This is a genomic window from Vibrio sp. MarTm2, assembly GCF_027587055.1.
Classification (GTDB): domain Bacteria; phylum Pseudomonadota; class Gammaproteobacteria; order Enterobacterales; family Vibrionaceae; genus Vibrio; species Vibrio sinaloensis_D.
Window position 1 is genome coordinate 1 of record NZ_JAPPTK010000015.1, and the last position, 25,677, is coordinate 25,677.

27 protein-coding genes are annotated in these 25,677 nt (G+C 45.0%); 11 read left to right on the forward strand and 16 right to left on the reverse strand.

Features of this window, described 5'->3' with window-relative positions; genetic code table 11:
* On the reverse strand, nt 1-863 hold an 863-nt coding region (locus tag OH458_RS19640), incomplete at its 3' end, for an oligosaccharide flippase family protein (protein WP_269979539.1).
* 188 nt (nt 864-1,051) lie between these two features.
* Here OH458_RS19640 and rfaD point away from each other — a divergent pair.
* From rfaD to waaA, 6 genes are read left to right on the forward strand one after another with little or no spacing between them, the layout of a single operon-like run.
* Nucleotides 1,052-1,993, forward strand: a complete 942-nt coding sequence (gene rfaD, locus OH458_RS19645; protein ID WP_269979540.1) for an ADP-glyceromanno-heptose 6-epimerase — start codon at nt 1,052-1,054, stop codon at nt 1,991-1,993.
* Nucleotides 1,994-2,005: 12 nt separating this feature from the next.
* The gene (gene lpxM / locus OH458_RS19650; RefSeq protein WP_269979541.1) at nt 2,006-2,971 is read left to right on the forward strand and encodes a lauroyl-Kdo(2)-lipid IV(A) myristoyltransferase; all 966 of its coding nucleotides are present in this window, start codon (nt 2,006-2,008) and stop codon (nt 2,969-2,971) included.
* 18 nt (nt 2,972-2,989) lie between these two features.
* Nucleotides 2,990-4,027, forward strand: a complete 1,038-nt coding sequence (gene waaF, locus OH458_RS19655; RefSeq protein ID WP_269979542.1) for a lipopolysaccharide heptosyltransferase II — start codon at nt 2,990-2,992, stop codon at nt 4,025-4,027.
* Between the two features lie 10 nt (nt 4,028-4,037).
* Nucleotides 4,038-5,351: an O-antigen ligase family protein gene (locus tag OH458_RS19660; RefSeq protein ID WP_269979543.1), complete on the forward strand. Its 1,314-nt coding sequence runs from the start codon at nt 4,038-4,040 to the stop codon at nt 5,349-5,351.
* Between the two features lies 1 nt (nt 5,352).
* A complete protein-coding gene (locus tag OH458_RS19665) occupies nt 5,353-6,531 on the forward strand; it encodes a glycosyltransferase (RefSeq protein WP_269979544.1) in 1,179 nt (392 codons plus the stop codon).
* A complete protein-coding gene (waaA, locus tag OH458_RS19670) occupies nt 6,528-7,778 on the forward strand; it encodes a lipid IV(A) 3-deoxy-D-manno-octulosonic acid transferase (RefSeq protein ID WP_269979545.1) in 1,251 nt (416 codons plus the stop codon). The genes OH458_RS19665 and waaA overlap by 4 nt, the downstream gene beginning before the upstream one ends.
* Nucleotides 7,779-7,812: 34 nt before the next feature.
* On the opposite strand, the gene OH458_RS19675 is transcribed toward waaA, so the two are convergent.
* From OH458_RS19675 to OH458_RS19685, 3 genes are read right to left on the reverse strand one after another with little or no spacing between them, the layout of a single operon-like run.
* The gene (locus OH458_RS19675; RefSeq protein WP_269979546.1) at nt 7,813-9,645 is read right to left on the reverse strand and encodes a DUF3413 domain-containing protein; all 1,833 of its coding nucleotides are present in this window, start codon (nt 9,643-9,645) and stop codon (nt 7,813-7,815) included.
* Nucleotides 9,646-9,698: 53 nt separating this feature from the next.
* Nucleotides 9,699-10,409, reverse strand: a complete 711-nt coding sequence (locus OH458_RS19680) for a 3-deoxy-D-manno-octulosonic acid kinase (protein WP_269979547.1) — start codon at nt 10,407-10,409, stop codon at nt 9,699-9,701.
* A gap of 48 nt (nt 10,410-10,457) precedes the next feature.
* Entirely contained in the window at nt 10,458-10,847 is a 390-nt protein-coding gene (locus OH458_RS19685) for a diacylglycerol kinase (RefSeq protein ID WP_005471021.1), read from the reverse strand.
* 93 nt (nt 10,848-10,940) lie between these two features.
* Between OH458_RS19685 and OH458_RS19690 the strand changes: the two genes are divergently transcribed.
* Nucleotides 10,941-11,984: a glycosyltransferase family 9 protein gene (locus OH458_RS19690; protein WP_269979548.1), complete on the forward strand. Its 1,044-nt coding sequence runs from the start codon at nt 10,941-10,943 to the stop codon at nt 11,982-11,984.
* Between the two features lie 13 nt (nt 11,985-11,997).
* A complete protein-coding gene (locus OH458_RS19695) occupies nt 11,998-12,780 on the forward strand; it encodes a glycosyltransferase family 2 protein (protein WP_269979549.1) in 783 nt (260 codons plus the stop codon).
* A gap of 1 nt (nt 12,781) precedes the next feature.
* Here the strand turns inward: OH458_RS19695 and OH458_RS19700 are convergent, their stop codons facing one another.
* The gene (locus tag OH458_RS19700) at nt 12,782-13,807 is read right to left on the reverse strand and encodes a glycosyltransferase family 4 protein (protein WP_269979550.1); all 1,026 of its coding nucleotides are present in this window, start codon (nt 13,805-13,807) and stop codon (nt 12,782-12,784) included.
* A gap of 46 nt (nt 13,808-13,853) precedes the next feature.
* Between OH458_RS19700 and coaD the strand changes: the two genes are divergently transcribed.
* Nucleotides 13,854-14,327: a pantetheine-phosphate adenylyltransferase gene (gene coaD / locus OH458_RS19705; protein WP_038192359.1), complete on the forward strand. Its 474-nt coding sequence runs from the start codon at nt 13,854-13,856 to the stop codon at nt 14,325-14,327.
* Between the two features lie 39 nt (nt 14,328-14,366).
* Here coaD and OH458_RS19710 read toward each other — a convergent pair whose 3' ends face one another.
* The 11 genes from OH458_RS19710 to radC form a co-directional block, all read right to left on the reverse strand.
* The gene (locus OH458_RS19710) at nt 14,367-15,122 is read right to left on the reverse strand and encodes an acyltransferase (protein WP_269979551.1); all 756 of its coding nucleotides are present in this window, start codon (nt 15,120-15,122) and stop codon (nt 14,367-14,369) included.
* Nucleotides 15,112-15,663, reverse strand: coding sequence for a YrbL family protein (locus OH458_RS19715; protein WP_269979552.1), 552 nt, complete (start codon nt 15,661-15,663; stop codon nt 15,112-15,114). Before OH458_RS19715 ends, OH458_RS19710 begins: the two co-directional genes overlap by 11 nt.
* Nucleotides 15,664-17,643: an LTA synthase family protein gene (locus tag OH458_RS19720; protein ID WP_269979589.1), complete on the reverse strand. Its 1,980-nt coding sequence runs from the start codon at nt 17,641-17,643 to the stop codon at nt 15,664-15,666. It lies immediately after the preceding gene.
* Nucleotides 17,644-17,685: 42 nt separating this feature from the next.
* The gene (locus OH458_RS19725) at nt 17,686-18,075 is read right to left on the reverse strand and encodes a GtrA family protein (protein WP_269979553.1); all 390 of its coding nucleotides are present in this window, start codon (nt 18,073-18,075) and stop codon (nt 17,686-17,688) included.
* Nucleotides 18,062-19,489 carry an ArnT family glycosyltransferase gene (locus tag OH458_RS19730; protein ID WP_443088535.1) on the reverse strand — a complete coding sequence of 476 codons (1,428 nt, stop codon included), beginning with the start codon at nt 19,487-19,489 and terminating at the stop codon, nt 18,062-18,064. The genes OH458_RS19725 and OH458_RS19730 overlap by 14 nt, the downstream gene beginning before the upstream one ends.
* Before the next feature lie 8 nt (nt 19,490-19,497).
* On the reverse strand, nt 19,498-20,529 hold the full coding sequence (locus tag OH458_RS19735) for a glycosyltransferase family 2 protein (protein ID WP_038140872.1): 1,032 nt from the start codon (nt 20,527-20,529) through the stop codon (nt 19,498-19,500).
* A gap of 175 nt (nt 20,530-20,704) precedes the next feature.
* Nucleotides 20,705-21,514: a bifunctional DNA-formamidopyrimidine glycosylase/DNA-(apurinic or apyrimidinic site) lyase gene (gene mutM / locus OH458_RS19740; RefSeq protein WP_269979555.1), complete on the reverse strand. Its 810-nt coding sequence runs from the start codon at nt 21,512-21,514 to the stop codon at nt 20,705-20,707.
* A gap of 23 nt (nt 21,515-21,537) precedes the next feature.
* A complete protein-coding gene (locus OH458_RS19745) occupies nt 21,538-22,020 on the reverse strand; it encodes a hypothetical protein (protein ID WP_269979556.1) in 483 nt (160 codons plus the stop codon).
* Nucleotides 22,021-22,192: 172 nt separating this feature from the next.
* Entirely contained in the window at nt 22,193-22,363 is a 171-nt protein-coding gene (rpmG, locus tag OH458_RS19750) for a 50S ribosomal protein L33 (protein ID WP_004410866.1), read from the reverse strand.
* Between the two features lie 13 nt (nt 22,364-22,376).
* Entirely contained in the window at nt 22,377-22,613 is a 237-nt protein-coding gene (gene rpmB / locus OH458_RS19755; RefSeq protein ID WP_004743834.1) for a 50S ribosomal protein L28, read from the reverse strand.
* A 277-nt stretch (nt 22,614-22,890) separates the two neighbouring features.
* Entirely contained in the window at nt 22,891-23,559 is a 669-nt protein-coding gene (radC, locus tag OH458_RS19760; protein ID WP_072016679.1) for a RadC family protein, read from the reverse strand.
* A gap of 225 nt (nt 23,560-23,784) precedes the next feature.
* Here radC and coaBC point away from each other — a divergent pair, with 225 nt between their 5' ends.
* Both coaBC and slmA read left to right on the forward strand, forming a co-directional pair.
* Complete coding sequence (coaBC, locus tag OH458_RS19765; protein ID WP_269979557.1) at nt 23,785-24,984, forward strand: bifunctional phosphopantothenoylcysteine decarboxylase/phosphopantothenate--cysteine ligase CoaBC; 1,200 nt, start codon at nt 23,785-23,787, stop codon at nt 24,982-24,984.
* Nucleotides 24,985-25,083: 99 nt separating this feature from the next.
* Complete coding sequence (slmA, locus tag OH458_RS19770; RefSeq protein WP_005472598.1) at nt 25,084-25,674, forward strand: nucleoid occlusion factor SlmA; 591 nt, start codon at nt 25,084-25,086, stop codon at nt 25,672-25,674.
* Nucleotides 25,675-25,677: the final 3 nt, after the last annotated feature.

Consider the following 25,677-nt stretch of genomic DNA (forward strand, 5'->3'; position numbering starts at 1 on the left):
TATTTTTCCTTGTCACCATTATTTTTTAATAGCAACAATGAGGGGAAAATAGAGATCACCAGTGCGTTTGAAAAAAAATACCAAACTTCTGATATTCTAGAAGCAACAGAGTAAACGCCAACTTCAGACAACCCGACCATATTTGCAAGCATAATCTGGTCAATCTTCAAATAAACAATTGCAGCTAAGCTTGAAAAAAATAACCATATAGACTGCTTAAGAAGAGATTTCCCATACTCGAAGTTAACAAACCCAAGGGATATATTTATACTTTCTTTCTTAGCTATATAAAAGAAGCCAACTCCAATGAAGACAGTTTCTAAAGCAAATACAAAAGCAATAACCGATATATCTCTCGTAAAATAAAGCACCCCAAGTTTTAACGAAGAGAACATGATAATTATCATGCTTCTCATTTTAGCTACTATTTTAGCTTTAACTTTAGACTGAAACCAAAATTCAATAACAGTAAACGATGTAAATAAGTTGCCAAACGCTACAAAAAGGAGAGCATAGAGTCCTTCTCGACTAGAGATCCCTATATCTGCCAAAACTAAAGTTGCACAAAATACACTTCCACCAAGCGCTCCAATCATTCGTAAACACAATGCAGTGCTCATTACTTTACTAGTGTCATGGGGGGAATTTATAAGCTCACGAGTTACAATTGCATTTAAACCCAGAGCAGCAAGAGGACTAATTATAACTCCAATTGCAATTATATAACTGAACTCTCCAAACAGTTCAGGCCCTAAATGCCTACCTAAGAATACGCTTACTGTAAGATTTGCAAGCATTGTTATGATTTTCTCATACATCTGCCAAGACGTATTAAAAAGAACTTTTTTCAGGAATGGCGGCACTTGCTCTTGAAACCTCAAATGAGCCAATACGCTGGGGTATCAGCTTAAAAACTAGATGCATTAGTTTAACCTAGTAGCTATCAATTAGCGATAGAGATTGAAGTCAATCATGGCGCATGTTCATGGCTCTACAACGTCCACCATGTTATAGTTGCTGCTATTAATCCGTATTAATCTGAGTATAAACCATGATCATCGTAACTGGCGGTGCTGGCATGATTGGCAGCAACATCGTAAAAGCATTGAATGAACAAGGCATCAACGACATATTGGTTGTCGATCACCTGAAAAATGGCAAGAAGTTTAAGAACTTGGTTGATCTTGACATCTCCGATTATATGGATCGCGATGACTTCTTGGTTCAGATCATGTCTGGTGAAAATTTTGGCCCAATTGAGGCTATTTTCCATGAAGGCGCTTGCTCTGCGACAACAGAGTGGGACGGTAAATACATGATGCTCAATAACTATGAGTACTCGAAGGAACTGTTGCACTATTGTTTAGAACGAGAGATCCCTTTCCTTTATGCCTCTTCCGCTGCAACCTATGGCGAACCAGATTCCTTCATCGAGGAAAAAGAGTATGAAGGTGCGTTAAACGTATACGGTTACTCAAAACAACAGTTTGACAACTACGTTCGTCGTATTTGGGAAGATGCCGAGGCACATGGCGAAACACTATCTCAGGTCACTGGTTTTCGTTACTTCAATGTTTATGGCCCTCGTGAGCAGCACAAAGGGTCGATGGCTTCAGTAGCCTTCCACCTAAATAACCAAATGAATGCCGGTGAGAATCCTAAGTTATTTGAGGGTAGCGAACAGTTCAAACGCGATTTTGTTTACGTAGGCGATGTGGCTGATGTAAACCTATGGTTCTTGCAGCACGGCGTTTCTGGTATTTTCAATCTAGGAACAGGCAACGCTGAGTCTTTTGAGGAAGTCGCAAAGGCGGTTATCGCCTATCATGGGAAAGGTGAAGTTGAGACTATTCCATTCCCCGAACACCTAAAAGGCGCATACCAAGAATACACTCAAGCTGACTTGACGAAACTTCGAGCGGCAGGCTGTGACCATAACTTCAAATCTGTTGCTCAGGGTGTTGCAGAGTACATGGCAATCATCAACAAATAAAAGCGACGCATTGTGAGTAAACCACGTAACGATTTCGATCCGAAAGCATACAACCCCGCTTTTGAGTGGGGTTATCTTGCGCCTAAATATTGGGGGACTTGGCTAGGCGTGTTAGTTTCTCTGCCAATATCCCTACTGCCAGTTAAAGTACACAAATGGATCGCGCACCAAGTCGCCTCTCGTTTAGTCAATAAACGCAAAGGCGCAGTGCATAACATTCGAGTTAACCTTTCTCTTTGTTTCCCAGATAAAACGGAGCAAGAGAGGGAAAAATTAGTGTATGAAACACTTCTAACCGCGGGTGTGTTTATGATGCGCTTCGGTTTACTCACTTTACGCTCCCCGAGATGGCTTCAAAGTCAGTGTACCTTAGTTAACGAACACCACTTAACCGATTGCACAGAGCAAAATGAAAACGTCATCCTTTTGGTGCCTCATTCTTGGGCAATTGATATCCCCGCAGTCTTGCTTGCTTCAAAAGGGTTACCCGTTTCTGCCATGGCCAAGAAGCAGAAAAACCCAGTGAGTGACTGGTTGATGCATCGCCAGCGTGTCCAGTACGGCGGCCGTGTGTATGAGCGTTCTGGCGGTATAAAACCCTTTATCAAATCGATTAAAGAGGGTTACTTAGGTTACTACCTTCCAGATCAAGATCATGGCGCCGAACTTAGTGAGTTTGTCGACTTTTTCGCTACCACGAAAGCGACCTTGCCTGGGTTAACTAAGCTAGCGAAATTGTCTAAGTCCAAAATAATCCCAACGTTCGCATCTATCGATCCTGGTACAGGCAAATATTCGATTGAATTTATGCCGCCAATAGAACTGCAAAACAGTGATCCTGACGATGCTCGTGGGATGAATAAAGCAATTGAATACTTTGTCGCCAAAGCACCTAATCAGTATATGTGGATTCTCCGCTTGCTCAGAACCCAACAAGATGGTCGCAACCTCTACCGAGAAATGCGCGGTAAACTATAGAAATAACAACGAGGCACCGTGAAAAAAATATTGGTCATTGGCCCATCTTGGGTGGGCGATATGGTGATGTCACAGTCACTCTACATTACGCTGAAGCAGCAATCTCCTGACGCCATCATTGATGTCATTGCGCCGGGTTGGTGTAAGCCCATCTTAGAGAGAATGCCCGAGGTCAACAGAGCCATTGAAATGCCATTTGGTCATGGCGAGTTCAACTGGTCAGGGAGAAAGAGCCTTGGCCGCTCACTGATTGATGAGCATTATACTCACGCTTTTGTCCTACCTAATTCAGCCAAATCCGCACTCATTCCTTGGTTTGCCAAAATACCGGTAAGAACAGGGTGGAAAGGCGAAATGCGCTATGGTCTACTCAATGACCTAAGACCAAACAAAAAAGCCTTTCAGTACATGGTCGAGCGGTACGTCGCTTTAGCCAACCCAAGAGACAAGATGATCAACTCACAGTCCCTGGGAGGCATTGATGTTCAACCTAAGCCCAGCTTATCAATAGATAAGTCGATACAAGCCTCCACATTAGCGAAATTTAATCTGACACAAGATAAATCGGTTATTGGTCTATGTCCTGGCGCAGAGTTTGGACCAGCAAAGCAATGGCCAGTTGAGCACTACGCTGCTGTTGCCGCTGAAATGATTAATCGAGGCCATCAAGTCTGGTTGTTTGGATCAGCAAAAGATCAACAAACCACATCGTCAATAAAGCAGCAGTTAACCCCACAGCAGCAAACTGCTTGCTTTGACTTAGCAGGAAAGACATCGTTAATTGAAGCGGTAGACCTGTTGGCAGCTTGCCAAAGCGTTGTCAGTAATGATTCGGGCTTAATGCATGTCGCTGCAGCGGTTGGCTGTCATGTGGTAGGGGTTTATGGCTCTACGTCACCGAAGTATACTCCACCTCTTGCACAAAGAGTGGATATTGTCAGCACAGACATTGAGTGCCGTCCGTGTTTTAAGCGTGAATGCCCGTTGGGGCATTTAAAGTGCTTAACATTGCTATCTCCGACAACAGTTGTCAAAGTACTAAATAGATATAAATAGGAACCAAATAGTGTTTACTAAAGCAAGTACTTATTTTCACCATGAAAAGTATTCTTATTTCATGCTATTCCTTTCATTTGGCTACTGTATAACCTTCCTATCCAGTGATTCAGCAAGTAGGTTATTTCAATTTTTATTAATCATGGGAAGCCTTCCTATATTTATCTTCTATCGAAATAAGATATTTAGGGACCGTATGGTAAAAATACTTGGCCTAGTAATTGCAGTACAAGTAATAAGTTGGGCATACTCTTTATACTCCTTACCAGAGATAGCTAATAGCGGCCCCAAAATTGATCGCTTAGCAAAACTTTTTAGCTTTTTCTTTATTGCGTACTGGTTAAAAGGTAAGATCAGAAATGTATTTTTACTATGGTCATGTATACCAATTGGCTTCTTTCTTGGATGTATAAGCCAATCAGATTTTATCAATACAACACTCCTAGGGCTAAATGGAGAAAGAATCGACTACGGCTTAAAAAACGAACAGTATGCTTCAATGCTAGCTAGTATCTCTCTATTTGTTTCAATATTTTTAATATCACAAACCTCTAATTTTAGTATAAGTAAACTAATCAAAAATAGAGAACCATTAAAATATTCAACTATAGTACTATCATTCATTTCATTATTTTCTGTTTTCGTCATTATAACAACACAAGCAAGACAATCTTGGCTAGCCATTGTTGTAATAATGTTATCACTTCCAATTTATTATTCATATGTAAACTCAGTAAAAAGCAAACGTAAAATATTATACTTCTATTCAGCATTAATTGTTTTAGGCTTAATAATTGTACAAATACCAATAATTCAAGAGCGACTTTTACGGGAAAACGCAACTCTTATTGCGATTGTTAACGGAGACTTTCATAGCATCCCTATGACAAGCATAGGGATCCGTGTAAACTCTTGGATAGAAGCAATTGACTGGATTATCAGAAGCCCAATTATTGGCCACGACAATGCAGCTATTGGACAAGTTATCCAACAATCAGATAACTTTCCGCAAAAAGTGAAAGACTTATTTAGTCACCTACACAGCTATCATATTGAGGTTCTGGTTGCTTATGGTTTTTTGGGTCTATCAGCAATATATATAATGTATGCTTGGTTAATTCTGTCTATGTATTCAATGACAAAGTCAAATCATAACCTAAAACCAATATTTTTCTTTTGCTTAGTTTTCACAACTTACTGGTTCATAGTCAACAGTTTTGAAACTTTCAATAGTCGCAGCATGGGCGTTTATGTCCACAATATTATGTTTGCGGGCTTTTACACTTTCTATTTAACTCACTCGCTAAATAAGCAGGAGAACTAACATGAGGGTGGCGGTCGTTGTTAATTGCTTAAAAATCGGCGGAATGGAACGAGTTGCTGTCAACCTTGCGGATGCTTTTCATGATGCTGGACACCAGACAGATTTAATTTACCTGAAGAACCGCAAGAAAGAAATTGAGCCTAAAAACAACGATCTTCCAGTACACCTGTTCAACCTAAAAAAGTCAGTGTTTTCTACTGGGCTTGGTGCACTTTGGTTCGTTGTTTGCAAAGTTTTGAATCTTGTATTCAGCAAAACCTTTCCGCTTTGGTTTGCATACGCTGAGTCTATAGTTTTTAGAAATCAGCTAAGAAAGCTCGAAGCGCAAAATGGGCAACCTTTTGACTTAATTATATTTCGTGGCCAAGGAACCTTTGAGCAACTTTGGCCAATTCAAGACAAACGCTTTGTTTATGTGTGTGAAAACGTACAAAAGAAGCACATGTACGGCCGACTGTCCCGCTGGGTTTTCACCAAGCTTTTCCAAAATAGAAACGTTACCTGTGTATCCCAAGGCGCACTAGGTAGCTTTCAAGATATGGTCGAAACGCACCAAATTACGCCAAAGAAAGCAATCGTGGTCAACAATCCTAATGACTTTATCAACATCCGGCAGCAGGCAGAGTGTATTCAAGAAACATTGCACGACAAGCCATACATTTTGGGTCTTGGAAGACTGGTTCCTCAAAAAAATTTCTCGCTGTTAGTACAAGCGTATCACTACGCTACGAATACATATAACTTACAGCAAGACTTAGTGATTGTGGGTGCAGGAAACAATAGAGATAATATTGAAGCTGAAGTGAAGCGACTTAACCTCACAGAGCGAGTTCACTTTAAAGGCCAACAAACCAATCCATTTCCATGGTACAAAGCCGCCGATCTCTATGTTCTCAGTTCTAAGCATGAAGGATTAGGCATGGTGCTAATTGAGTCACTAGCTTGCGGAACCCCTGTCGTTAGCACGGATAGCCGAGGTGGTGTTCGCCAAATCATGAATGGTGCATTGGAACCATTTTTAGCAAAAGAAACTCCTGAGTCTTTGGGTGAAGCCATCTATTTTGCTCTCAAACATGAATGGGATACATCATTTAATGACTATGTCCAAGAGACTCTCGATAAGTTTGATGGTAAGAAAATCGTCGAAGCTTATATTGACGAATTCGCGGAGAAACAATGATTCGTGTTCTTTATACAATCCTTCTCTTCTTAGTGTCGCCAATCCTGCTCTTTGGACTTTACAAACGTAAACCTGGTAAACCCTCTTTTGGTCCAAGATGGAAAGAGCATTTTGGTATAACTCCAAAGTTAAAGAGCCAAACTTCTCCCATCTGGATTCACGCCGTCTCTGTAGGTGAAGTGATTGCTGTTACTCCCATCATCAAAGCATTAAAGCTCCAAAATCCAGAAAAACCTATTGTGGTGACCACAACCACCAGCACAGGGGCAGAACAAGTAGAAAAGCTCGCAGATTTAGTTGAGCATCGCTACATGCCGATTGACTTTTCTTTCGCTGTGCGCGGTTTTTTAAGAAGTATCAACCCAAGTAAGATGCTGATTATGGAGACTGAACTCTGGCCAAATACACTCCATACTGTGGCACGCAATGGCATCACAATTACCGTTCTGAATGCACGTTTATCTGAGAAGTCTTATCGCAACTATCAAAAAGTCCACCCTCTGTTCGATATGCTTGCAAACAACCTTTCTCATATATGTTGTCAATATCAAGATGATGCAGACCGCTTTGAGAAACTTGGTGTAGATAAAAGTAAGGTTTCTGTAACTGGCTCAGTTAAGTTTGACATTTCAGTGCCCGAAGAAACGAAACAGGCAGGGATGCAATTGCGCAGCCAAATTGGTAAAAGCCGTCCAGTTTGGATCGCGGCCAGCACCCACAAAGGTGAAGATGAGAGAATCCTCGCAGTGCATAAAGAGCTCGTTAAACAACATCCTGACTCTCTACTTATCTTAGTTCCTAGGCATCCTGAACGCTTTGACTCTGTTCATGACCTATGTCAGCAGGCTAATTTTACGGTATCTCGTAGAACCCAAGGCGACGTAAGTATCCAAAGCCAAATTTACCTTGGTGATACTATGGGAGAGATGCTCACTCTGCTTGGCGCTACAGACATCTGCTTTATGGGGGGGAGTTTACTCGGCGATAAAGTTGGTGGGCATAATATGCTAGAACCCATCGCTCTCGGAGTACCAGTTATCACAGGTCCGAGTTACTTTAACTTCCAAGAAATCAGTGAGCAGTTGTTAGCAGAAGGCCTCATGACTGTATGCAGTTCTGAGTTAGAGATAGCTAACGGTGTACTAAAAATCTGGGATAACACCGCTCTAGATGGCCTCCAGGAGAGAATGAATGAATTTATGGTTCGCCATCAAGGGTGTATTGATAAGACCTTAAAGCTCATTTAAAGAAATGGCCGGATATCCCGGCCATTTTCCTCTCTTACTTCCTAAAACGACTAATGTTATCTAACGCTTCTTGAACATACTGATAGTTCATCGCCTCATCTTTCTTCGGACGATAAGTACTATCAAGAATCTGTGACTGTCCCGCACCATTTACTTCAATAATGGTATCGTCGTAAATAATGCCGTAGGCGCTGTAGCTGGAAGTCATTATCCAATTACGTTTTACGCTATCACCATACAGATCTTCTCCTGTCGAGTAATCGCGAACGTCATTCAGTGAGCCTAAATAGTTGTTCATCAATGTCGGCGCAAAGTCTTCATGGGAAGTGGTATAGGTAACGGTTTCTGCTAACTTATCTTTATCAACGCCTGGACCAAACATCACAAACGGTACTTGGGTTTGAGCACGGGTAAAGTTGCCGTTGTGTCCCCAGAAGTTCTGTTTGTTATCATTCATTTCTTGGCTGTGGTCACCAGTAATGATCACCAGTGTATTCTCTAAGTCACCCGATTCTTTCAATGTATCCAGAGCACGCTTAACCTGAGTATCAACGTAGCGGACAGAAGTCTTATAACGATTAAAGAACTTCTCTTGATCACTGTTGTTATCCAGTTTTAGATAATCCACACGCGGGATCATTGGCTCATACTTAGGCTCAAAGTTCTTCGGAAAATCGTAACCATGTGGCGCGTCATAGAATAGGAATGAAAATACTGGCTTAGAGGTATCTCGATTCTTATACCACTCAATCCAATCATCGGTTAAATGCCTATCACGTTGAGATGGTGTGAAACCGTCAGAACCAACGCGTAAATTAGGCACATTAACAAAAACCGTTTGGTGGAACTCTGGATTCGTTAAGCGCGCAGCCGCAAATAAGCCCAGTTGATAATCCAACGCTTGGAGGCGATCAACCAATACCGGAGATTGCTGGTTGGCAACAAAACCGTGCCAATAAGTACCCGGCAGACCGTAAAATAAGCCAAAGATACCCGTACGAGTGGCGTTACCTGTAGCAATGTGATCTTGGAAAATAGCGCCGTTTTTCGCGTACTCCCACATATAAGGCGTATTGTCCGCATTAAAGGTATCAGCGCGCCATGAATCCACTGTAATCAACATGATGTTTACTGGTTTGACTGACTTAAATTCAACAGGCTTTAGCGGATAGTTCAAGTCACTCTTTGGCGGCACTCGCATCGCTTTTTGGCGAGCAATCGCTTCTTTATCTAGCCAACCGCGTCTTTCCATGAATTTGTTGGCCGTTGCTGGATAGAATAATGGCAAGTAACGCTTCACCATAGTAACAGGCTGATACGCATGCGCTGCAGCCCAGATGTGGATACCGTTGGTTAAGAGCAACGCAATAATAGTCACGTAAGTAAACTTTCGCCCCAACTTCCATTGACGTACTGGCGCATCATTCTCTAACCAGCGAATTAACCACCATTGACCACCAATCAACGCAGCAATAGAGCCTAATACTGTGACCCAAGTGATCAATGGGAAACTCACAACTTGACCAGACATCACCAGCTCAAGAACAACCGCATTAATGTGGAAACGATACTGAGCGTAAACGATGGTATCGATGAACAACACCGCCAAACCAAGAGAAGCGATCAGCGCTTGAGTCGCATTTCGCCCTCCCTTCGGCAGGAATAGTGCAGGTAAACTCACAAGTCCAATGATGGCTGCCAACAGCGTCATCTGGCCTAATGTGCCCGCAAATATGAAGGCGATGCCTAGCGTATCAGATGGAAACTCTGGTAAAAAAGCGAAGTAACGACTCGCCAACGCAATCGCTAAGAGCGCGTTTATAAGAATAAACCAGCCATGAGCGTGCAGTTTCTGTTTAAAAGACATTGTAGATCCAATTAACGATTAAAATTTTGCTCTTTCGGTGACTTAAGAGCGGCTTAGCCTTCCTGCTTATAACCATCTAATAAATGATTAAAGTCTTCCTCTGTCCATTGAATGGCGCGTTTATTGAGCTCCTTGCGAAAAGAGCGGAGCAATCTATCTAGATTGCCTTGCTGCCAATTTGTTCCCGACTGTTGGTAACATTTATCAAAGTCGATAATCCAAGCCTTACCATGACAGTCGAGTAACAGATTGTGAATGTTTAGGTCGGTGTGATTCACTCCCGCCCTGTGCATTTTTCCAATCTCTCGGCCAACCACTTGATACTCCTGAGCGGACAATCGTCTTTCTTGTAACACATCGACGAGATCAGAAGCATCGGCAACTTTTTCACTCAACAAGTCTGCTTTGTAAGATAAGCCAAACTTAGTGGCACGAGCCGCGATCGGCTTAGGGACATTGACACCCGCCTCTGCTAGCTGCTTCAAAAGCATAAATTCCGCATAACTTCGGGTACTCTGCCACCCTTTAAACCAGTAGCTGTCCGAAACCAATTTGCCGAACAAGCCACCTCGTCGGTAGTGACGCAATGCCGCAGTTAAGGTTTTCGTCTGCACGAACCAAGTCGTGCCCCTACCTTGCGCGCTGCCAACCACTCGCCCTTCTTTCTGCCAGTAAGCCACATCAAAAGCCTTTGCCGGGTCTTCTAATAGATACTCATCGTCATACCAAATGACCTGATGAGATTGCTCATATTTCTTTAACACGGATGACCTCGTGGTTGAATGCTTAGCTGGCCGAAGATTGTAACTAACCTAGGCCCAAAAGTGATGGTAAAGGATGTAACCCCATGTAAAGGCTGCTAGCGTGAGGGCGACAAGCACCGCTGCCGAGCCAATATCTTTCGCTCGACCGCTCAATTCGTGACGCTCGGTGCCAACGCGATCCACCACAGCTTCAATCGCCGAGTTGATTAACTCAACCACCAACACTAAAACGACTGTCGCTAGCATCAAAACCGTCTCGACGACAGGCAATGATAACCACAGCAAAGCCAATATGGCGACCACCAGCAGACCCATTTCTTGTCGCACCGCCGCTTCATGGCGAAACGCGGCTTTTAGACCTTGGATCGAGTACCCAGTCGCATTAAGAATACGGGTAATTCCCGTTGCGCCTGGCTTGCCACTCTGTTCCGGATTCATAGCTAACCTTTTGGATAAGATAATTGCGGCTATTTTACATTTCTTGAGCTTATCTGCATAATTCTAGCCAACTTAAATCTTCGAGCCCTTACCATGCCTTTGTTTAACACGGCCCCTAAGTCAGTCTGCTTCCTGCGATTATCTGCCATTGGTGATACCTGCCACGCCGTTGCCGCTATTCAAGCCTTGCAGAAGCACTGGCCTAACACTCAAGTAACATGGGTGATAGGGAAAATCGAGGCACAGCTACTCGACGGTTTAGAAAACGTCGAGCTGGTTATATTTGATAAAAAAGCCGGACTAAAAGGCATGCAAGCAGTATGGCAACAGCTTAAAGGTCGTGAGTTTGATGCACTTATCCATATGCAACTGGCTCTTAGAGCCAGTCTGTTAACCCTCGGAATTAAAGCTAAGTACAAAGTTGGCTTTAACTTTAAACGCGCGAAAGAAGCACAATGGCTTTTCACCAACCAAAAAATTTCCGACACCTCATCAGCTCATGTCTTAGATAGCTTCTTCTCTTTCACTGAATATCTTGGCGTCCCTAAAACAAAGCCCCATTGGCAGTTACCTATCGCAGAGAGCGATATTAACTTTGCTACGCAAATACTGGCAGGCAAGCCAACTGTGGTAATCAGCCCTGCTGCGAGTAAAGATGAGCGCAATTGGCTCACCTCTCGATACGCCGAGCTAGCCGATTGGATTATTGACCAAGGGTACCAAGTAGCACTCTGCGGTTCTCCCTCTGAGCGCGAAATCAAACTTGGCCAGGCGATCTCTGGGCAAATGAACCACACACCTCTCAACCTCATCGGTCAAACAAGTTTAAAGCAACTGACTGCCATTTTGGCACAAGCCCAAGTCGTTATTGCGCCTGATTCTGGACCAGCCCATATCGCGACGACACAAGGTACGCCAGTGATTGGTCTTTACGGGCACAGCAATCCAAAGCGAACTGGCCCCTATAATGACTTAGACTCCGTCGTTAGCGTGTACGAACATTACATTCAAGAACAACAAGGCAAACCCGCGGATCAACTTGCTTGGAGCACGCGCGTGAAAGGCGATCATGTGATGCAGTCAATCACGTTAGACATGGTACAATCGAAACTCAAGCCACTTTTAAATCAACACTAATGAAGGCAAACCTATGATTACTGGCGTTGTTATTACTCTCAACGAGTCGAAAAATATTGTTGAGTGCATTCAGTCTCTACAGCAAGTCTGCTCGGAGGTGGTGGTAGTCGATTCGAACAGTGTTGATGACACCCGAGAACTCGCAGAGCAAGCTGGCGCAAAGGTCGTCATACAAAGCTATTTGGGCGATGGTTTTCAAAAGAATGTCGGCCTAGACCATACTGACAACCACTGGATTTTGAGCCTCGACGCTGATGAGCGATTAACCGATGAAATGGTTGCTGCGATCAAGAATCTAGATCTTACCTCGACAAAGCATGATGCCTTTGCCTTCCGTCGTCGTAACTACATCGGAAGCCGTTGGATAAAGCAGTGTGGTTGGTATCCGGATTTCTGCATTCGCCTTTACGACAAAACGCAGACTCGCTTTGCCGAAGTGAAGCAGCACGCCGCTGTACAAGCCAAAAAACCAGAGCGAATCAGCGCCGACATTATTCACTTTTCATTCGAGAATCTTGGTCAACTGTTCGCGAAACCTGGACGCGACTTCAGCGGTCGCGCGGCTAAAATCATGTATCAAAAGGGCAAACGCGTAAATGCTATGAGTCCGTTTCTGCATGGTCTGAACGCCTTCATTAAATCTTACATTATCAAGAAAGGCTTTATGGGTGGTGCGGACGGTCTCACTGTCTCAATTAGCGCCTCCCTGAGCAGCTACTTGAAGTATGCACGCCTGCTCGAGTTCCAACGTGATCCTAAAGTCCTAGAGAAAGAAGACTTCAACAAGGTGTGGTAACTCACCACACTTTGTCATAACAAGCAATATAGCGCTCAGCCATAGTCTCGGGGCTATATTGCTGTTTTTTCTTTTGGATGTGTTGCTGAATCTGCTGATACAAGTCTTTACTCGCAACCAAATCCAATAAGTGATGTTTTGCTTGGTCAACACTATCTGTATCGACTAAATACCCCGTCACTCCATGCTCGACGATCTCCGGCAGCCCTCCAGCTTTGGAAGTAATGACCGGCGTATCATGTTGATAAGCTTCCAACACAGCAGAGCCAAGTCCTTCACTTTTTGACGGCATGATCAATACATCCGTGCGCGTTAGCACCGAACCGACAAAAGGCGTAAAGCCAAAGAAGGTGACATTCGACAACGCTTTCGCTTGCTCTCTTAACGCCGCCTCTTCTTTTCCTTGACCCACAATCAAAAAGTGAATGCCCGGATGAGTCTCTGCAAGCTGCTTGGCCAATTCGATGGTAAAAGGGATGTTTTTAATGTCGAGCAAGCTTCCCAGTTGCGTAACGACAAATCGATCTTTCAGTGCTCTAAGCTTCACTTCAACGTCAGAGCTATCAGGGAGATTAGAGTAGCTGTCGTGGATAACGGTAAGATTCGAATTGTACTGCTCGATGTTGTTCGCGACTTTCTGGCTGACCGCGATAAGGTGTGCTGCTTTTCGATATGTTTTTTGAGAGACCTTACCTTTCAACGCCTTATCTACTCTACGAGAAATGACATAGGGCTTGATGACCAACCAACCTATAAGCCTTGCTAGATGCGCACCGCGACCATCATGAGCATGAATCACCACATCTTTAGACATCAAGGCGCAATACACAGCACGCCAAAAGCCAACGATACTAACGTCATTTGAGTCAGCAAAGCGCTCTCTTGCCTTGGCTAAAAATGGTTTATCTTGTTTACCCAAGATCAGCTGACGGTATCCAGACAAGTTTGCTATCAGGTTGAGAGTTTGGACTTCCCCTCCGCCAAAACCGGACGCTAAGTTTATGTGTATAAGGGTTTTATCTGTCATATAATAACCAGCTGAATCTCTCTATTACGCCGAACTATACAATAAAATGAACACGAACGTTATCTATCCAGGGACCTTTGACCCTATTACTAACGGGCACGTCGACATCATTCAGCGCGCTTCGAAAATGTTTCACACGGTTACCGTTGCTGTTGCAGAAAGCCCACGCAAGAATACTCTTTTCACACTCAGTGAACGTATCGACATGGTGCAAGAAGTGTTCAAAGGCCATTCAAACATCGTAGTCAAAGGATTTTCTGGCTTGCTGGTTGATTTCGCCAAAGCGGAGAATGCCAACATTCTTATCCGTGGTTTACGTACCACAATCGACTTTGAGTATGAGCTTGGACTATCAACAATGTACCAAAAGCTAATGCCAGAGATAGAGAGCCTCTTTTTGCCGCCGAATGAAAAGTACGCCTTTTTGTCTTCGACCATTGTTCGTGAGGTTGCCCTTCACGGTGGAGATGTAGCGGATTTCGTGCATCCGTATGTCGCTAAGCAACTACAAAACAAGTAATAAATACAACAAAGGCTGTCTGATGACAGCCTTTGTTGTTTAGTCCATTGCGTAAAATGCTTTTGCTTTGGAGAGCTCTTTTTCTGAGTGATTTCGCGCCCAATAGATCCCCCCTTCTTTTACCACTTTTGCGGGAATGCCAACGGCGATAGCATCGCTCGGGACACTCTTAGTGAGAGTACTAAAGGCGCCAATGATCGAGCCTTTGCCGATTGTTACACCTTTGATGATTTTTACATCTCTGCACAACCAAACATGCGGGCCCACGTAAACCCCGGAAATACGGTGATTCAACACATTGCCTTGTTCGTCAAAAATTGGGTGACCATCGTACTCTTGAATCAAGATATTGGCTGATAACATCGCGTCATCCCCCAAAACCAGTTGGCCATAAGACTTGATATTCGCACCTGAACGAATGCCGACATGTTCCCCAACCGCAAATAGCGCATTGTCACGAAGTAAAGAAAACTTACTTTTCTTGATCACCGCATCGTCGCCAATGTAAAGCGTACTATTGCTTCCCTTAATGAGAATATTCACATTGCCATTAAAGTTGTTGCCAATGACGACACGATTTCCTTTCGCTCGCTTGTCAAACTTGATCACGATACGGGAGCGATGCTTGGTTTTACCAATTGAAACCTGGTTCCCTTTCGCACCTTTAACGAACAACACTTGGTTGCGAAACAAACCGCTGACCATTTTAATCAGCAAAGCAAACTGACTCATACCATGCTGAAAAGAGTCAGGAAATTTGGCGATGTACTGCCGAACCTGTTTATTATCGAGCATCAATAAAGTTCCTTCTAAATTTCTCAAGCCGGCGCTTGGTTTGAATATAGGTGATGACGCTTGTGACTTTAAAGACATTCTTCAAAAAGTCATTGGTGAAACCATAACCATCGATCATAAAAATGCGCTCACCATCATCGTTTTTCTGTAGCACGAGATTTTGCAAACGCAGATCCGTCACCGACAGATGATTAGCTAAAATAGACTCAGCAAAATCATCAAACAGCTCAGTTAGCTTTGACTTATCATTCAATTTTCCGAGTGCCATCGACAAGCTACCGTCACCGTCTCGGATTAAAGGAAAAATAAGCCCCTTGCCTTCCGAGGTCTCCACCCACTCAATTGGCAACGCATAAGGTGCTAAATCAGGGCGCTTTAGGCTTTGGGCATAGTCAAACTCGCGCTCGCTTTCATCACGAGAGCGCTTCACTCGATAGCGCACCTTAATACACAAGTTGGGGTCATTGGGATGTTGATAGCAGATTCTCTCAGAACCTTTGCCAATCACTATCGCGTCCGTTAAATCAATCAAACTCGTCACCTAGTTCGCTCCAGCAACCTGCGAACGCAAGTAATAGTTTTGTAGCTTATGGTATTCTTGTGCCCAATCAGATTCTGGATTGTCAGTAGGCGTCGTTTGCGTCATGACCCCTTCATCCCAAGCATAAAGTTTTGTCGGGTTGCCATTTTCATACGCTCCCCACCGATTGATACTGCGCACTTTGTTGTAGCCGCGATTACTCACCCCATCAACAGACAACATGTTCTCACCGCCCAAGCTAATGTAGCTCTGACCGGACAAACTAAATTGGTACAAGGTAGGGAAAATGTCTCGATGTGAGCCAATTCTTTCTGGCTGATAGCGGTACTGACTGTGCGACAAAATAGGATCGGGAACATACAGATAGAATGGCACAGCATAGCTCACCGCAAATTCATCCAAATTCTTGGTCGATATTGAACGAACACGGTGATCGCCCGAAGCCGCAATCAAGGTTTTCTGTCCCAAATTAGAGTCTTTCACTTCCTGAATGAAGTTCCCCAACGCATCATTTGCATATTGGTAGGCTTCAAGCATCTCCGTCTCTTGCCCTGCGATACTGCCAATCACATCTTTGAGACGGTCACTTGCTTGGGTTACCTTCGGCTGATAGTCGCTTGGTGGGCGATATGGCGAGTGATTGGTCACAGTCATGATGTAAATCAGGGTCGGCTTCTTCGCCTCGTCCAATAGCTTACGAGCAAACTTGAACGTGAACTCATCCGCGACACCCCAAGTATCTGCATGTTCCTTGGCCTCTGGAAACGCCGCTTTAATACTGTTCTCATCATAAACGGTATCAAAGCCTTGCAGCGGCAAATAGTTCGCTAAGTTACGCCACATGCTGTTGCCACCGTAGATAAAAACGACCGCATAACCGGCTCGTTTATAAGGCAATACGGCAGAGCTAGGCAGAGACACTTTCTGCGCGCCAGAGTGGCTGATGGTCGGCACATCACTGTGGAACAACATCATAACAATACTGTCGATGGTCGCTGTCGTACCTGCCACAAAGCGCTCAAAGATAAAGTCTTCATCAAAGGCTTTGCGAAGGCTGCCAAGCAAATCGTTTCGCATCGGGTCATCTTCAATCAGGACATTCGTTCCTAATCCTTCCATCAATGCCATCACTACATGAGGAGGATTATCGGCTAAATAGTCATTCTTGTCGGTACGGTATTCTGGTGTCGGTTGACCGAGCATTTTCATCATCTGCTCAGTCAGCGCTTGCTCGGACACTGGGTCAAACTTCGCCTGTTTTTTGTAGTCGCCATTGGCCCAACTCAGTGCCATAAATGGGTTGGGGGTAATGATATTCAGCGGTTTGTACTGAGATACATTAGCGTGATAACGCTTGAGAGGCAGGCTGCCGATAGAGCCGCGAGCCACTATGACATACACCACTATCGTGAGTAACACCGACACTGTCGTCAGCGCCCAATGACGCTTTGGCCAATGCCAAGAATATGAACGCTCAATCAGTTTATTGGTAAAAATAAAGCCTAATGCCGCAACCAACACAGAGACCAAGAAAGAGCGCACAATGGGGTAATCTTGCCATGCATTGTCGAGCACCGCTTTGGTGTCGTCATCAAACAGACCAAAGACAAAAACATCGATATAGCTACCGTAGGTGACGTAGTAGTAATAGTTACCGATCGAAAAGCCGCACAGCAGAAAGAAAATAACCCCTGCGTACCAAGGTGTCGCTTTGTTCCACCAAGTAAAGAAGCGTGTTTTGGCCAGAATCAAACCCGCCAGTAAAACGGGGGCAAAACCGATAAAGACAATTTTTGCGTCAAAGCGGGCGCCAACCCAAAACGCTCGCACAATATCCGCACTGAGACCAGTTAACTTTTCAGGCTCAACAGCTAAAGAAAAGAACACTCCTCGGGACAGAAAGAGAAAGATAATCGCGGCAAAATTGACCCAAAGTACAATTCGGATGAGAGCTCGGTAGTTATGCTGAAAAGAAACCATAATGTCCCAATGAGTGTTGGAGCCAGCAGTAAGCTGGCTCAATTAAGATTTGGCTTTAAATACCCACTTATCGCTGAGCAAATAGTTGCTGACCATTCCCACCAAAATACCCAGCACTAAAGCAACGTAAGCCCATACTCCTTCGCTGCCGAGAAACTCTAACGACAGTTTAAAGGTCACGAAGTTTGGAATCGCAGATATACATGCCGAGGTCATAAACTTCAGCCACTGTTTACGTTTGGAACCATGCTGCGAAGTTGCAGAGAAAGTGAGGTAACGGTTGCCGAGCCAAGTCGAGGTCGCGGCGCAGAAAAAAGCGATAACACGCGACGTCATTAACGGCCAGTCAAAAACGTGGAGGCAAAGGGTGAAAATGGAGGTATCGACCACAAAGCCGATACCTCCAACAAATGCAAACTTAAGAAGCTTCATGAGTCACTGTTGAGCAGCGGTACATCGCGCGTCTAGAGTTTTCTGGCTCAAGCAGCAGCTTACATTCCAGTTTGTCACTGTTTAAGAAGCCTTCCATGTGTCGCTCACGACCAATGAGGTAGAACTCATCCGCTTTAATCTCAGCTGGAGTCGTTACCTTAATCGCCTGACCTAAGCTGTAGTACTGGCCAGAGAATGGACGGCTACGAGCGTAGTAAGTTTCTAGCTGCTCCGTTTGAGACTCAAAGAACACACGATCGCTCTTGTTATTTTCCATCCCTGTGTTTAACAGGATAAGTGCAATGAATAGCACGATAGGCAGAATCAGAGATACCACACTGAACCACTTCCAATCTTTTTCCATCACCATGATCGCAGCAAGAAGCCCCAATGCAGGGATACCAGGAAGCACATAAGCAGGAAGGATGTTACCTGACATTGTGAACATCAGCAGTGGCGAGATTAGCCAAAAAATCGCGAACGAAAACAGCCCTTTGTTCGATTGATTGGTCTCGTTAATGCGAGCACGACGGAACCACGCCAGAATCGGCAGCGCGATTGACCAAGGCGCCGCACTTTGCAGCCAGAATAACCAAATCATGCCTCGTGGCTCATCATGGGCGCTACCGTACAGGTCACCCTCCCAACCACTGACAACAAAGCGCTTAAAGTGCTCACCCACAATGAAATAATCAATGAAACCAGGTGTTGCACGCTCAGCCAAAATGTACCAAGGCATCGCGATCGCGAGCATCAATAACACGCCCTTAACGATAGGGAAACGCTGCCAAAGCTGAACAAATGCGCCGATTAGACCATGTTGTAGAACCAACCAAGGGAATACTGCTAAGCCCATAATCACAATCACGACAGGGCCTTTAGCCAACAAGCCAACCGCAAGACCAGCAAAGGCAAAATATGCCCAACGATCTTTAATGCCACCTTTCTCTTTTTCTAACCAGCAGTAGTAAAAACCGACCATTGCCATCGTCATACCAAGAGTCAGTGCCATATCAGTCATGACCGCGCCAGCAGCAATTGAGAAAATACCACACGTCGCAAGTACAATAGACGCAACTAGCCAGTTAAAGCCTTCACGCTTAGCCATGTAACCGATTAAAGCGATAACAAAAACAGCGGCAAGCCAGTGTGGTGCGCGCAAAGAGAACTCACTTAAGCCGAATAACTCAACGCCAGTCGCACTCATCCAAGTGAACAGTGGCGGTTTGCCCCAGAAAGGGACACCATAATCAAACTGAGGTGTCAGCCAGTTACCTGTTTCCACCATAAGTCGCGCCATTTCGCCATAACGCGCTTCGGTTGTATCCATTAGTGGATAAAGCCCCAAAGAAATCAGACGTAAAAGTAACGCGACAGCCAATAAGCCCCATAGGTGCTTGGCGGTGATCTTAATATTCACTGTTATTTTTCCTCAGGTTGATCTTTCTGCAGTGATGCTTGCGCTTTTTTCTCAATGTTCGATTGAACGATGTAAAGTGGTCGGCGTTTGGTTTCAATGAAAATTCGCCCAATGTACTCACCCATTAGACCAATACAGAGTAATTGAATACCGCCCAAACCAAGCTGAACAACCATCATTGATGGGTAACCAACAACGGGTTCGCCCAAGAAAATGGTTTTACAAATAATGATAAAGCCGTATAAGAAGGCCACGACCGCCATCAATGCACCAAGCAGCGTTGCAAGGCGCAATGGGCGAATAGAGAAAGATGAAATCCCGTCAATCGCCAAACCAATCAGCTTAAGGTAATTCCACTTGGTTTCCCCCACCAGGCGAGGGTCTCGCTCAAATTGTAATGTAATGGTGTTAAAGCCAGGCCATGAAAACAGCCCTTTCATATAGCGATTACGCTCTGGCAGCTGGTTAATGTGTTCCACAACACGACGGCTTAGCAAACGGAAATCACCAACATTCTCAGGCACATCCATCTGCGATACTGAATTCATGACGCGATAGAACCATGCCGCCGATTTTTGCTTAAACCAAGTCTCGCCATGACGCTCTTTACGCTGCATGTTCACAACATCATAGCCTTCGCGCCATTTCTCAAGCATTTCTGGCAACAATTCTGGTGGATCTTGCAAATCCGCGTCCAAGATAGTGACAACCTGACCACGGCTATACTCTAGACCCGCACTCATGGCGGCTTCTTTACCAAAGTTGCGACTCAGATTCAGGCTGATGATGTTGCTGTTCTCGCTTTCAAAACCAGCCACAATACTCTGACTCTTGTCACTACTGCCATCATCAATGTAGATGACTTCACACAATCCATCGATGCTATCCAATACGGGCATTAGCCTTTCATGAAAAGCCGGTAATACTTCCTCTTCATTAAAATAAGGAACAAGGACAGAGAGTAAGACATCAGATTGACTCTCTGTTGATGGTCCACAATGTGGGCAAGTTACCGCAGATGAAAGCTCTGTCATGGAGGGTACCTTATGTACGAATTTCACTATAGATGAGTTGTGTCAGTGACTGCTCACAACTCACCACAAAAAGGGGCTATATTCTACACTATTCGCCCAAGCCTAGGATAGGCGAAAGTAAATGAACCTTGTCTGAATGGCGTGAAAAACGTTACGAAAAGCAACGTATTCAATGCTATTTTTTTTGGCACGTATTGCAAAAGAAGGTGTTTCGTTGACCAATTTTAAGCTCTTCGATTGGACCACCACAAACCGGGCAAGGTTCCCCTTTCTTACCATAGACTTGCAGTTCTTGGGCAAAGTAACCGGGCTTACCATCCGCTTGAGCAAAATCCTTCAGCGTGGTCCCGCCCTGCTTAATGGCAGTATCCAGAACCTGTTTTATCTCCACCACAAGCAAAGCCCACTGCTTATTCGTTAACTTGCCAGCAGGCTTGATGGGATGGATTCTGGCACTAAATAGTGATTCATTGGCATAGATGTTACCCACGCCAACCACCACTTTATTGTCCATAATGAACTGTTTTACCGACACTTTCTTATTAACCGCCTTTGATGCAATGTAGTCTGCGTTAAAATCATCGGTTAACGGCTCAGGCCCTGCATTTTCAAGAACAGTGTGATGACCGTCTTCCGTCCAAAGCCATGCACCAAAACGTCTTGGATCGTTATAACGCAGTACCTTTCCATTGGTGAGCTTTAGATCCACATGATCATGTTTACCCGGCGTGATCTCTGCATCCAGCACTCGCAGTGAGCCAGACATGCCCAAGTGAACGATCGCTGCTCCTACATTCGTTTCAATAAGAAGGTATTTCGCTCGACGGGTAATGCTACGGATCTGCTGACCTTCCAGCTGTTTCAACTCTTGAGGGATGTCCCAACGAAGCTTAGGTGTGCGAAAAGTCAGCTTTGCTATTGTCTCTCCAACAAGATGTGGGGATATCCCCATTCGGCTCACTTCGACTTCTGGTAATTCAGGCATTGTAGTTCCTAGTGGGTTCTCTTTTACTCAGGCATAAGGTAACGAGTATCAACGGAAATGGCTATCCACTTATCTTGCCAGCTTTTGAGCAGCCAAAACTGTGGTGTCTGATAATACGTGATCCTTTGTGGTTCTTCCTGATCGACATACCACACTTCAATGGATTGAGGTTGACTCAACTGAGGCTTCAAACTGTCGAAGTTATCTTGGCTAATTTCTGTGCCAATCAACCCTTGCCAACGCTGCGCTAGTTCCTGCGGGGGGATAGCACTAACTACAGAGCTTCTCCATTCACCTTGGCTTTTCTCTAGTGACCAAGTGGAAAAGTGTAAGGCTTGTAAGTCTGCTGAAGGGTTAAGTAAATAAGGGTGTGAACTTACGACCGCTGGTTCATCGATAAGGTAGGTTTTAATCAACGTAGGTAAGTTGAGCAAACCAATAAATGCAATGATGCCCAGAATAAGAATATTGTTCCAGCGTCTGCGCCGTGAAGGGGAAACTCGCATTTTATTTTTGCTCTCTGCTGTTAATTGACTCAAAAATAGCAGAAAAGACGGAATCAGGCGAGGTGCCGGCTTTCCTTACCATCAGCAAACAGCAGATAATAAAAAACCCAACCACATTGCTATGGTTGGGTTTCTATTCACGCTTCCCGAGGGAAGTTCAAAAAAGCATCAATTACTTGATTTTCGCTTCTTTGTACATAACGTGCTGGCGAACTACTGGATCAAACTTTTTGATCTCAAATTTGCCTGGCATGTTACGCTTGTTCTTATCAGTCGTGTAGAAGTGACCAGTACCTGCAGAAGATACTAGACGGATTTTCTCACGTACGCCTTTCTTTGCCATTGTCTATTTCCTCTTAAACGTTTACGCCGTTTGCACGGATATCAACAAGAACAGCATCGATGCCTTTCTTGTCGATGATACGCATACCTTTAGCAGATAGACGTAGTTTAACAAAACGTTTTTCGCTCTCTACCCAGAAACGATGAGTTTGTAGGTTCGGCAGAAAACGACGCTTAGTAGCATTGCGTGCGTGTGAACGGTTGTTACCCGTTACTGGACGCTTACCAGTTACTTGGCATACTCGTGACATGAATGTCTTCTCCAAAATCGTTTCAGCTCGATATCAACCTTGGTGGCCGAACCTCTCTAGTTCTCTAAGAAGAATGTCGAGGTCTTATACCGCTATGGAAACCCATACAAGGCTATCAAAGGTCGCGCATTATACTAACTTGAGTAGCATTGCTCAAGACCCGAACAGATCCTTTTTACAGGTTTTCGTGATCTTTTTTAGGCAGAGCTGATTTATGTGCTAAAAAATGTCGGGCGATTGTAGCAGAATTCAGCGAACTCACAACTAAAAATGTGATTTAAATCCAACCACGTTCTGCGAAGGAAACAATCTCCCCATCACCAACTACAAAATGGTCCAGGATTCGAACGTCCACCAGCGCCAAAGCGTCACTGATTCGGCGGGTAATACGTCGGTCGCTCTGGCTAGGCTCCGCAACGCCTGACGGGTGATTGTGGGCTAGAATCAAAGCTGCGGCATTGTGCTCCAATGCGCGTTTGACCACCTCTCTAGGATAAACTGATGCTGCGTCGATTGTCCCTTGAAATAGCGACTCTCCAACAATAACGCGATGCTGATTGTCTAAATAGAGAACATAAAACTCTTCCCTTTGCTTATCTCTAAGCAGCCCTGATAAGTAAAGTTTGGTTTGCTCTGGGCTGGTTAATGCATCGCCTCTCTGCAAAGTTTCAGACAGATAGCGCTGCGTTAACTCTAACACCGCCTGTAACTGAACGTACTTCGCCGTACCCAATCCCTTGTGTTGGCAAAACTCCTCTTTGCTTGCGCCAAACAACTTACGTAGCGAGCCAAAATCTTTGAGCAAAAAGTCCGATAGCTCAATAACATTCATTCCTTTGGTGCCTGTTCGCAGAAAAATGGCGAGTAACTCCGCATCGGTCAAAGCGTGGGGGCCATGAGAAATCAACTTCTCTCGCGGCATAGATTCAGAAGGTAGGGATCGCATAACTGGCTCGGCAATAACAAAACAGAGCTACAGAGTTTCGTAAAACCATCCACAGATCCTGATCAATAATCGTCAATGCGAGGCAATATAAACTCCCCACCTTCGGTCACTACTCACTAAGTCGTAGTATTGGTGACCAGTACCACATTGTGCACCAATCACTCACTAGGCACATAAACATGAGGCGTGTTATCTTATCGCGCAGCAAAATTTACGGAGATCCTCATGCAAACATTAGCGGGAAAAAAGATCCTACTGGGCATCAGCGGCGGAATCGCGGCGTATAAATGTGCAGAGCTCACTCGTCGTCTTATCGAGCGCGGAGCCGAAGTACAAGTCGTTATGACCAAGGCAGCCAAAGAGTTTATTACTCCGCTGACCATGCAGGCGGTCTCTGGGCGTCCCGTCTCAGACAGCTTACTCGACCCTGCGGCTGAAGCATCGATGGGGCACATTGAGCTCGCCAAATGGGCTGACTTAGTCTTGCTGGCACCTGCAACGGCGGATCTCATCGCTCGTATGTCTGCTGGCATGGGCAACGACTTGCTGACAACCTTAGTACTTGCGACCGACGCACCTGTCGCGGTATCGCCTGCGATGAATCAACAAATGTACTTAAATGCGGCAACTCAAGAAAACATCGCCACCTTACAGCGTCGTGGGATGGCGATTTGGGGGCCTGCCGCCGGTGAGCAAGCGTGTGGCGACGTTGGCCCTGGACGCATGCTAGAGCCAATGCAGTTGGTGGAGCATTGCGAACAGTTTTTCTCTGACAAACCTTTAGAGGGAAAATCCGTGGTGATAACCGCAGGTCCAACCCGCGAAGCGATTGACCCTGTTCGTTACATCTCTAACCACAGCTCAGGCAAAATGGGCTTTGCTCTTGCAGAAGCCGCTCAGCATCTGGGCGCTCAGGTGACCCTTATCGCGGGGCCCGTCTCTCTACCGACACCTTCAGGCGTACAGCGTATCAATGTCAACAGCGCGCTAAGCATGCTCTCAGCAGCCTTAGAGCAAGCAACCCAACACGACGTGTTCATCGGTTGTGCGGCGGTGGCAGACTATCGACCAGAGACGGTTGCTGATCAAAAAATCAAAAAAACCGACGACAGTGACACGATGACTGTCACTATGGTGAAAAACCCCGACATTATTGCGTCTGTCGCGGCCCTCGAGAAATCTCGTCCCTTTACCGTTGGCTTCGCCGCTGAAACTCAAGATGTCGCCCACTACGCGCGCACCAAACTTGCAAAGAAGAAGCTGGATATGATTTGTGCTAACGATGTCTCGGTTGAAGGCCAAGGCTTTAATAGCAACGACAACGCGATCACCGTATACTGGAAAGAGGGTGAGCAATCACTTACCCTTGCCAGTAAACAGTTGATTGCGCGTCAAATCATGGCGACCATCGCTGGCAAGCTATAAAGCAATAATACAAAGCAATAAATAATGGTTGTTGGACTTCAGGCTCGTTTAGGCGGGCCTTGAGTCGTTATTCAGAATGGGTAAAAAAGGAAAGTATTCATGGCAGGCACAAGAAAAACCAACCGCCGAGAAGAAATTTTACAGGCGCTCGCTGAGATGCTGGAATCCAATGAAGGCGCGTCGCGTATCACGACCGCAAAGCTTGCCAAGCAAGTAGGCGTGTCAGAAGCCGCTCTTTATCGCCACTTTCCTAGTAAAGCGCGCATGTTTGAAGGCCTGATTGAGTTTATCGAAGAGTCTTTAATGTCACGCATTAACCGCATTCTCGATGAAGAAAAAGACACACTAACGCGCATTCGCCTTGTTCTGCAGTTGATTCTGGCTTTCTCTGAGCGTAACCCAGGCCTGAGCCGAATTCTCTCTGGTCATGCGTTGATGTTTGAAAATGAACGTCTTCGTGAGCGCATCAACCAACTGTATGAACGTATCGAGACATCATTGCGCCAAATTTTACGTGAACGTAAGCTGCGTGAAGGAAAATCCTTCCCTGTCGATGAGAAAATCTTAGCCGCTCAGCTTTTAGGTCAAGTAGAAGGTAGCCTAAATCGCTTTGTTCGCTCAGACTTTAAATATCAGCCTACTGCAAATTTTGATGAGTACTGGGCACTCCTAAGCGCGCAGATTCAATAAGAG

Coding starts and splice junctions, on each gene's coding strand:
- rfaD (WP_269979540.1), top strand. CDS start 1,052: ATGATCATCGTAACTGGCGGTGCTGGCATGATTGGCAGCAACATCGTA.
- OH458_RS19665 (WP_269979544.1), top strand. CDS start 5,353: ATGAGGGTGGCGGTCGTTGTTAATTGCTTAAAAATCGGCGGAATGGAA.
- waaA (WP_269979545.1), top strand. CDS start 6,528: ATGATTCGTGTTCTTTATACAATCCTTCTCTTCTTAGTGTCGCCAATC.
- OH458_RS19675 (WP_269979546.1), bottom strand. CDS start 9,645: ATGTCTTTTAAACAGAAACTGCACGCTCATGGCTGGTTTATTCTTATA.
- OH458_RS19685 (WP_005471021.1), bottom strand. CDS start 10,847: ATGAATCCGGAACAGAGTGGCAAGCCAGGCGCAACGGGAATTACCCGT.
- OH458_RS19690 (WP_269979548.1), top strand. CDS start 10,941: ATGCCTTTGTTTAACACGGCCCCTAAGTCAGTCTGCTTCCTGCGATTA.
- OH458_RS19695 (WP_269979549.1), top strand. CDS start 11,998: ATGATTACTGGCGTTGTTATTACTCTCAACGAGTCGAAAAATATTGTT.
- OH458_RS19700 (WP_269979550.1), bottom strand. CDS start 13,807: ATGACAGATAAAACCCTTATACACATAAACTTAGCGTCCGGTTTTGGC.
- coaD (WP_038192359.1), top strand. CDS start 13,854: ATGAACACGAACGTTATCTATCCAGGGACCTTTGACCCTATTACTAAC.
- OH458_RS19710 (WP_269979551.1), bottom strand. CDS start 15,122: ATGCTCGATAATAAACAGGTTCGGCAGTACATCGCCAAATTTCCTGAC.
- OH458_RS19720 (WP_269979589.1), bottom strand. CDS start 17,643: ATGGTTTCTTTTCAGCATAACTACCGAGCTCTCATCCGAATTGTACTT.
- OH458_RS19725 (WP_269979553.1), bottom strand. CDS start 18,075: ATGAAGCTTCTTAAGTTTGCATTTGTTGGAGGTATCGGCTTTGTGGTC.
- OH458_RS19735 (WP_038140872.1), bottom strand. CDS start 20,529: ATGACAGAGCTTTCATCTGCGGTAACTTGCCCACATTGTGGACCATCA.
- mutM (WP_269979555.1), bottom strand. CDS start 21,514: ATGCCTGAATTACCAGAAGTCGAAGTGAGCCGAATGGGGATATCCCCA.
- OH458_RS19745 (WP_269979556.1), bottom strand. CDS start 22,020: ATGCGAGTTTCCCCTTCACGGCGCAGACGCTGGAACAATATTCTTATT.
- rpmG (WP_004410866.1), bottom strand. CDS start 22,363: ATGGCAAAGAAAGGCGTACGTGAGAAAATCCGTCTAGTATCTTCTGCA.
- rpmB (WP_004743834.1), bottom strand. CDS start 22,613: ATGTCACGAGTATGCCAAGTAACTGGTAAGCGTCCAGTAACGGGTAAC.
- radC (WP_072016679.1), bottom strand. CDS start 23,559: ATGCGATCCCTACCTTCTGAATCTATGCCGCGAGAGAAGTTGATTTCT.
- coaBC (WP_269979557.1), top strand. CDS start 23,785: ATGCAAACATTAGCGGGAAAAAAGATCCTACTGGGCATCAGCGGCGGA.
- slmA (WP_005472598.1), top strand. CDS start 25,084: ATGGCAGGCACAAGAAAAACCAACCGCCGAGAAGAAATTTTACAGGCG.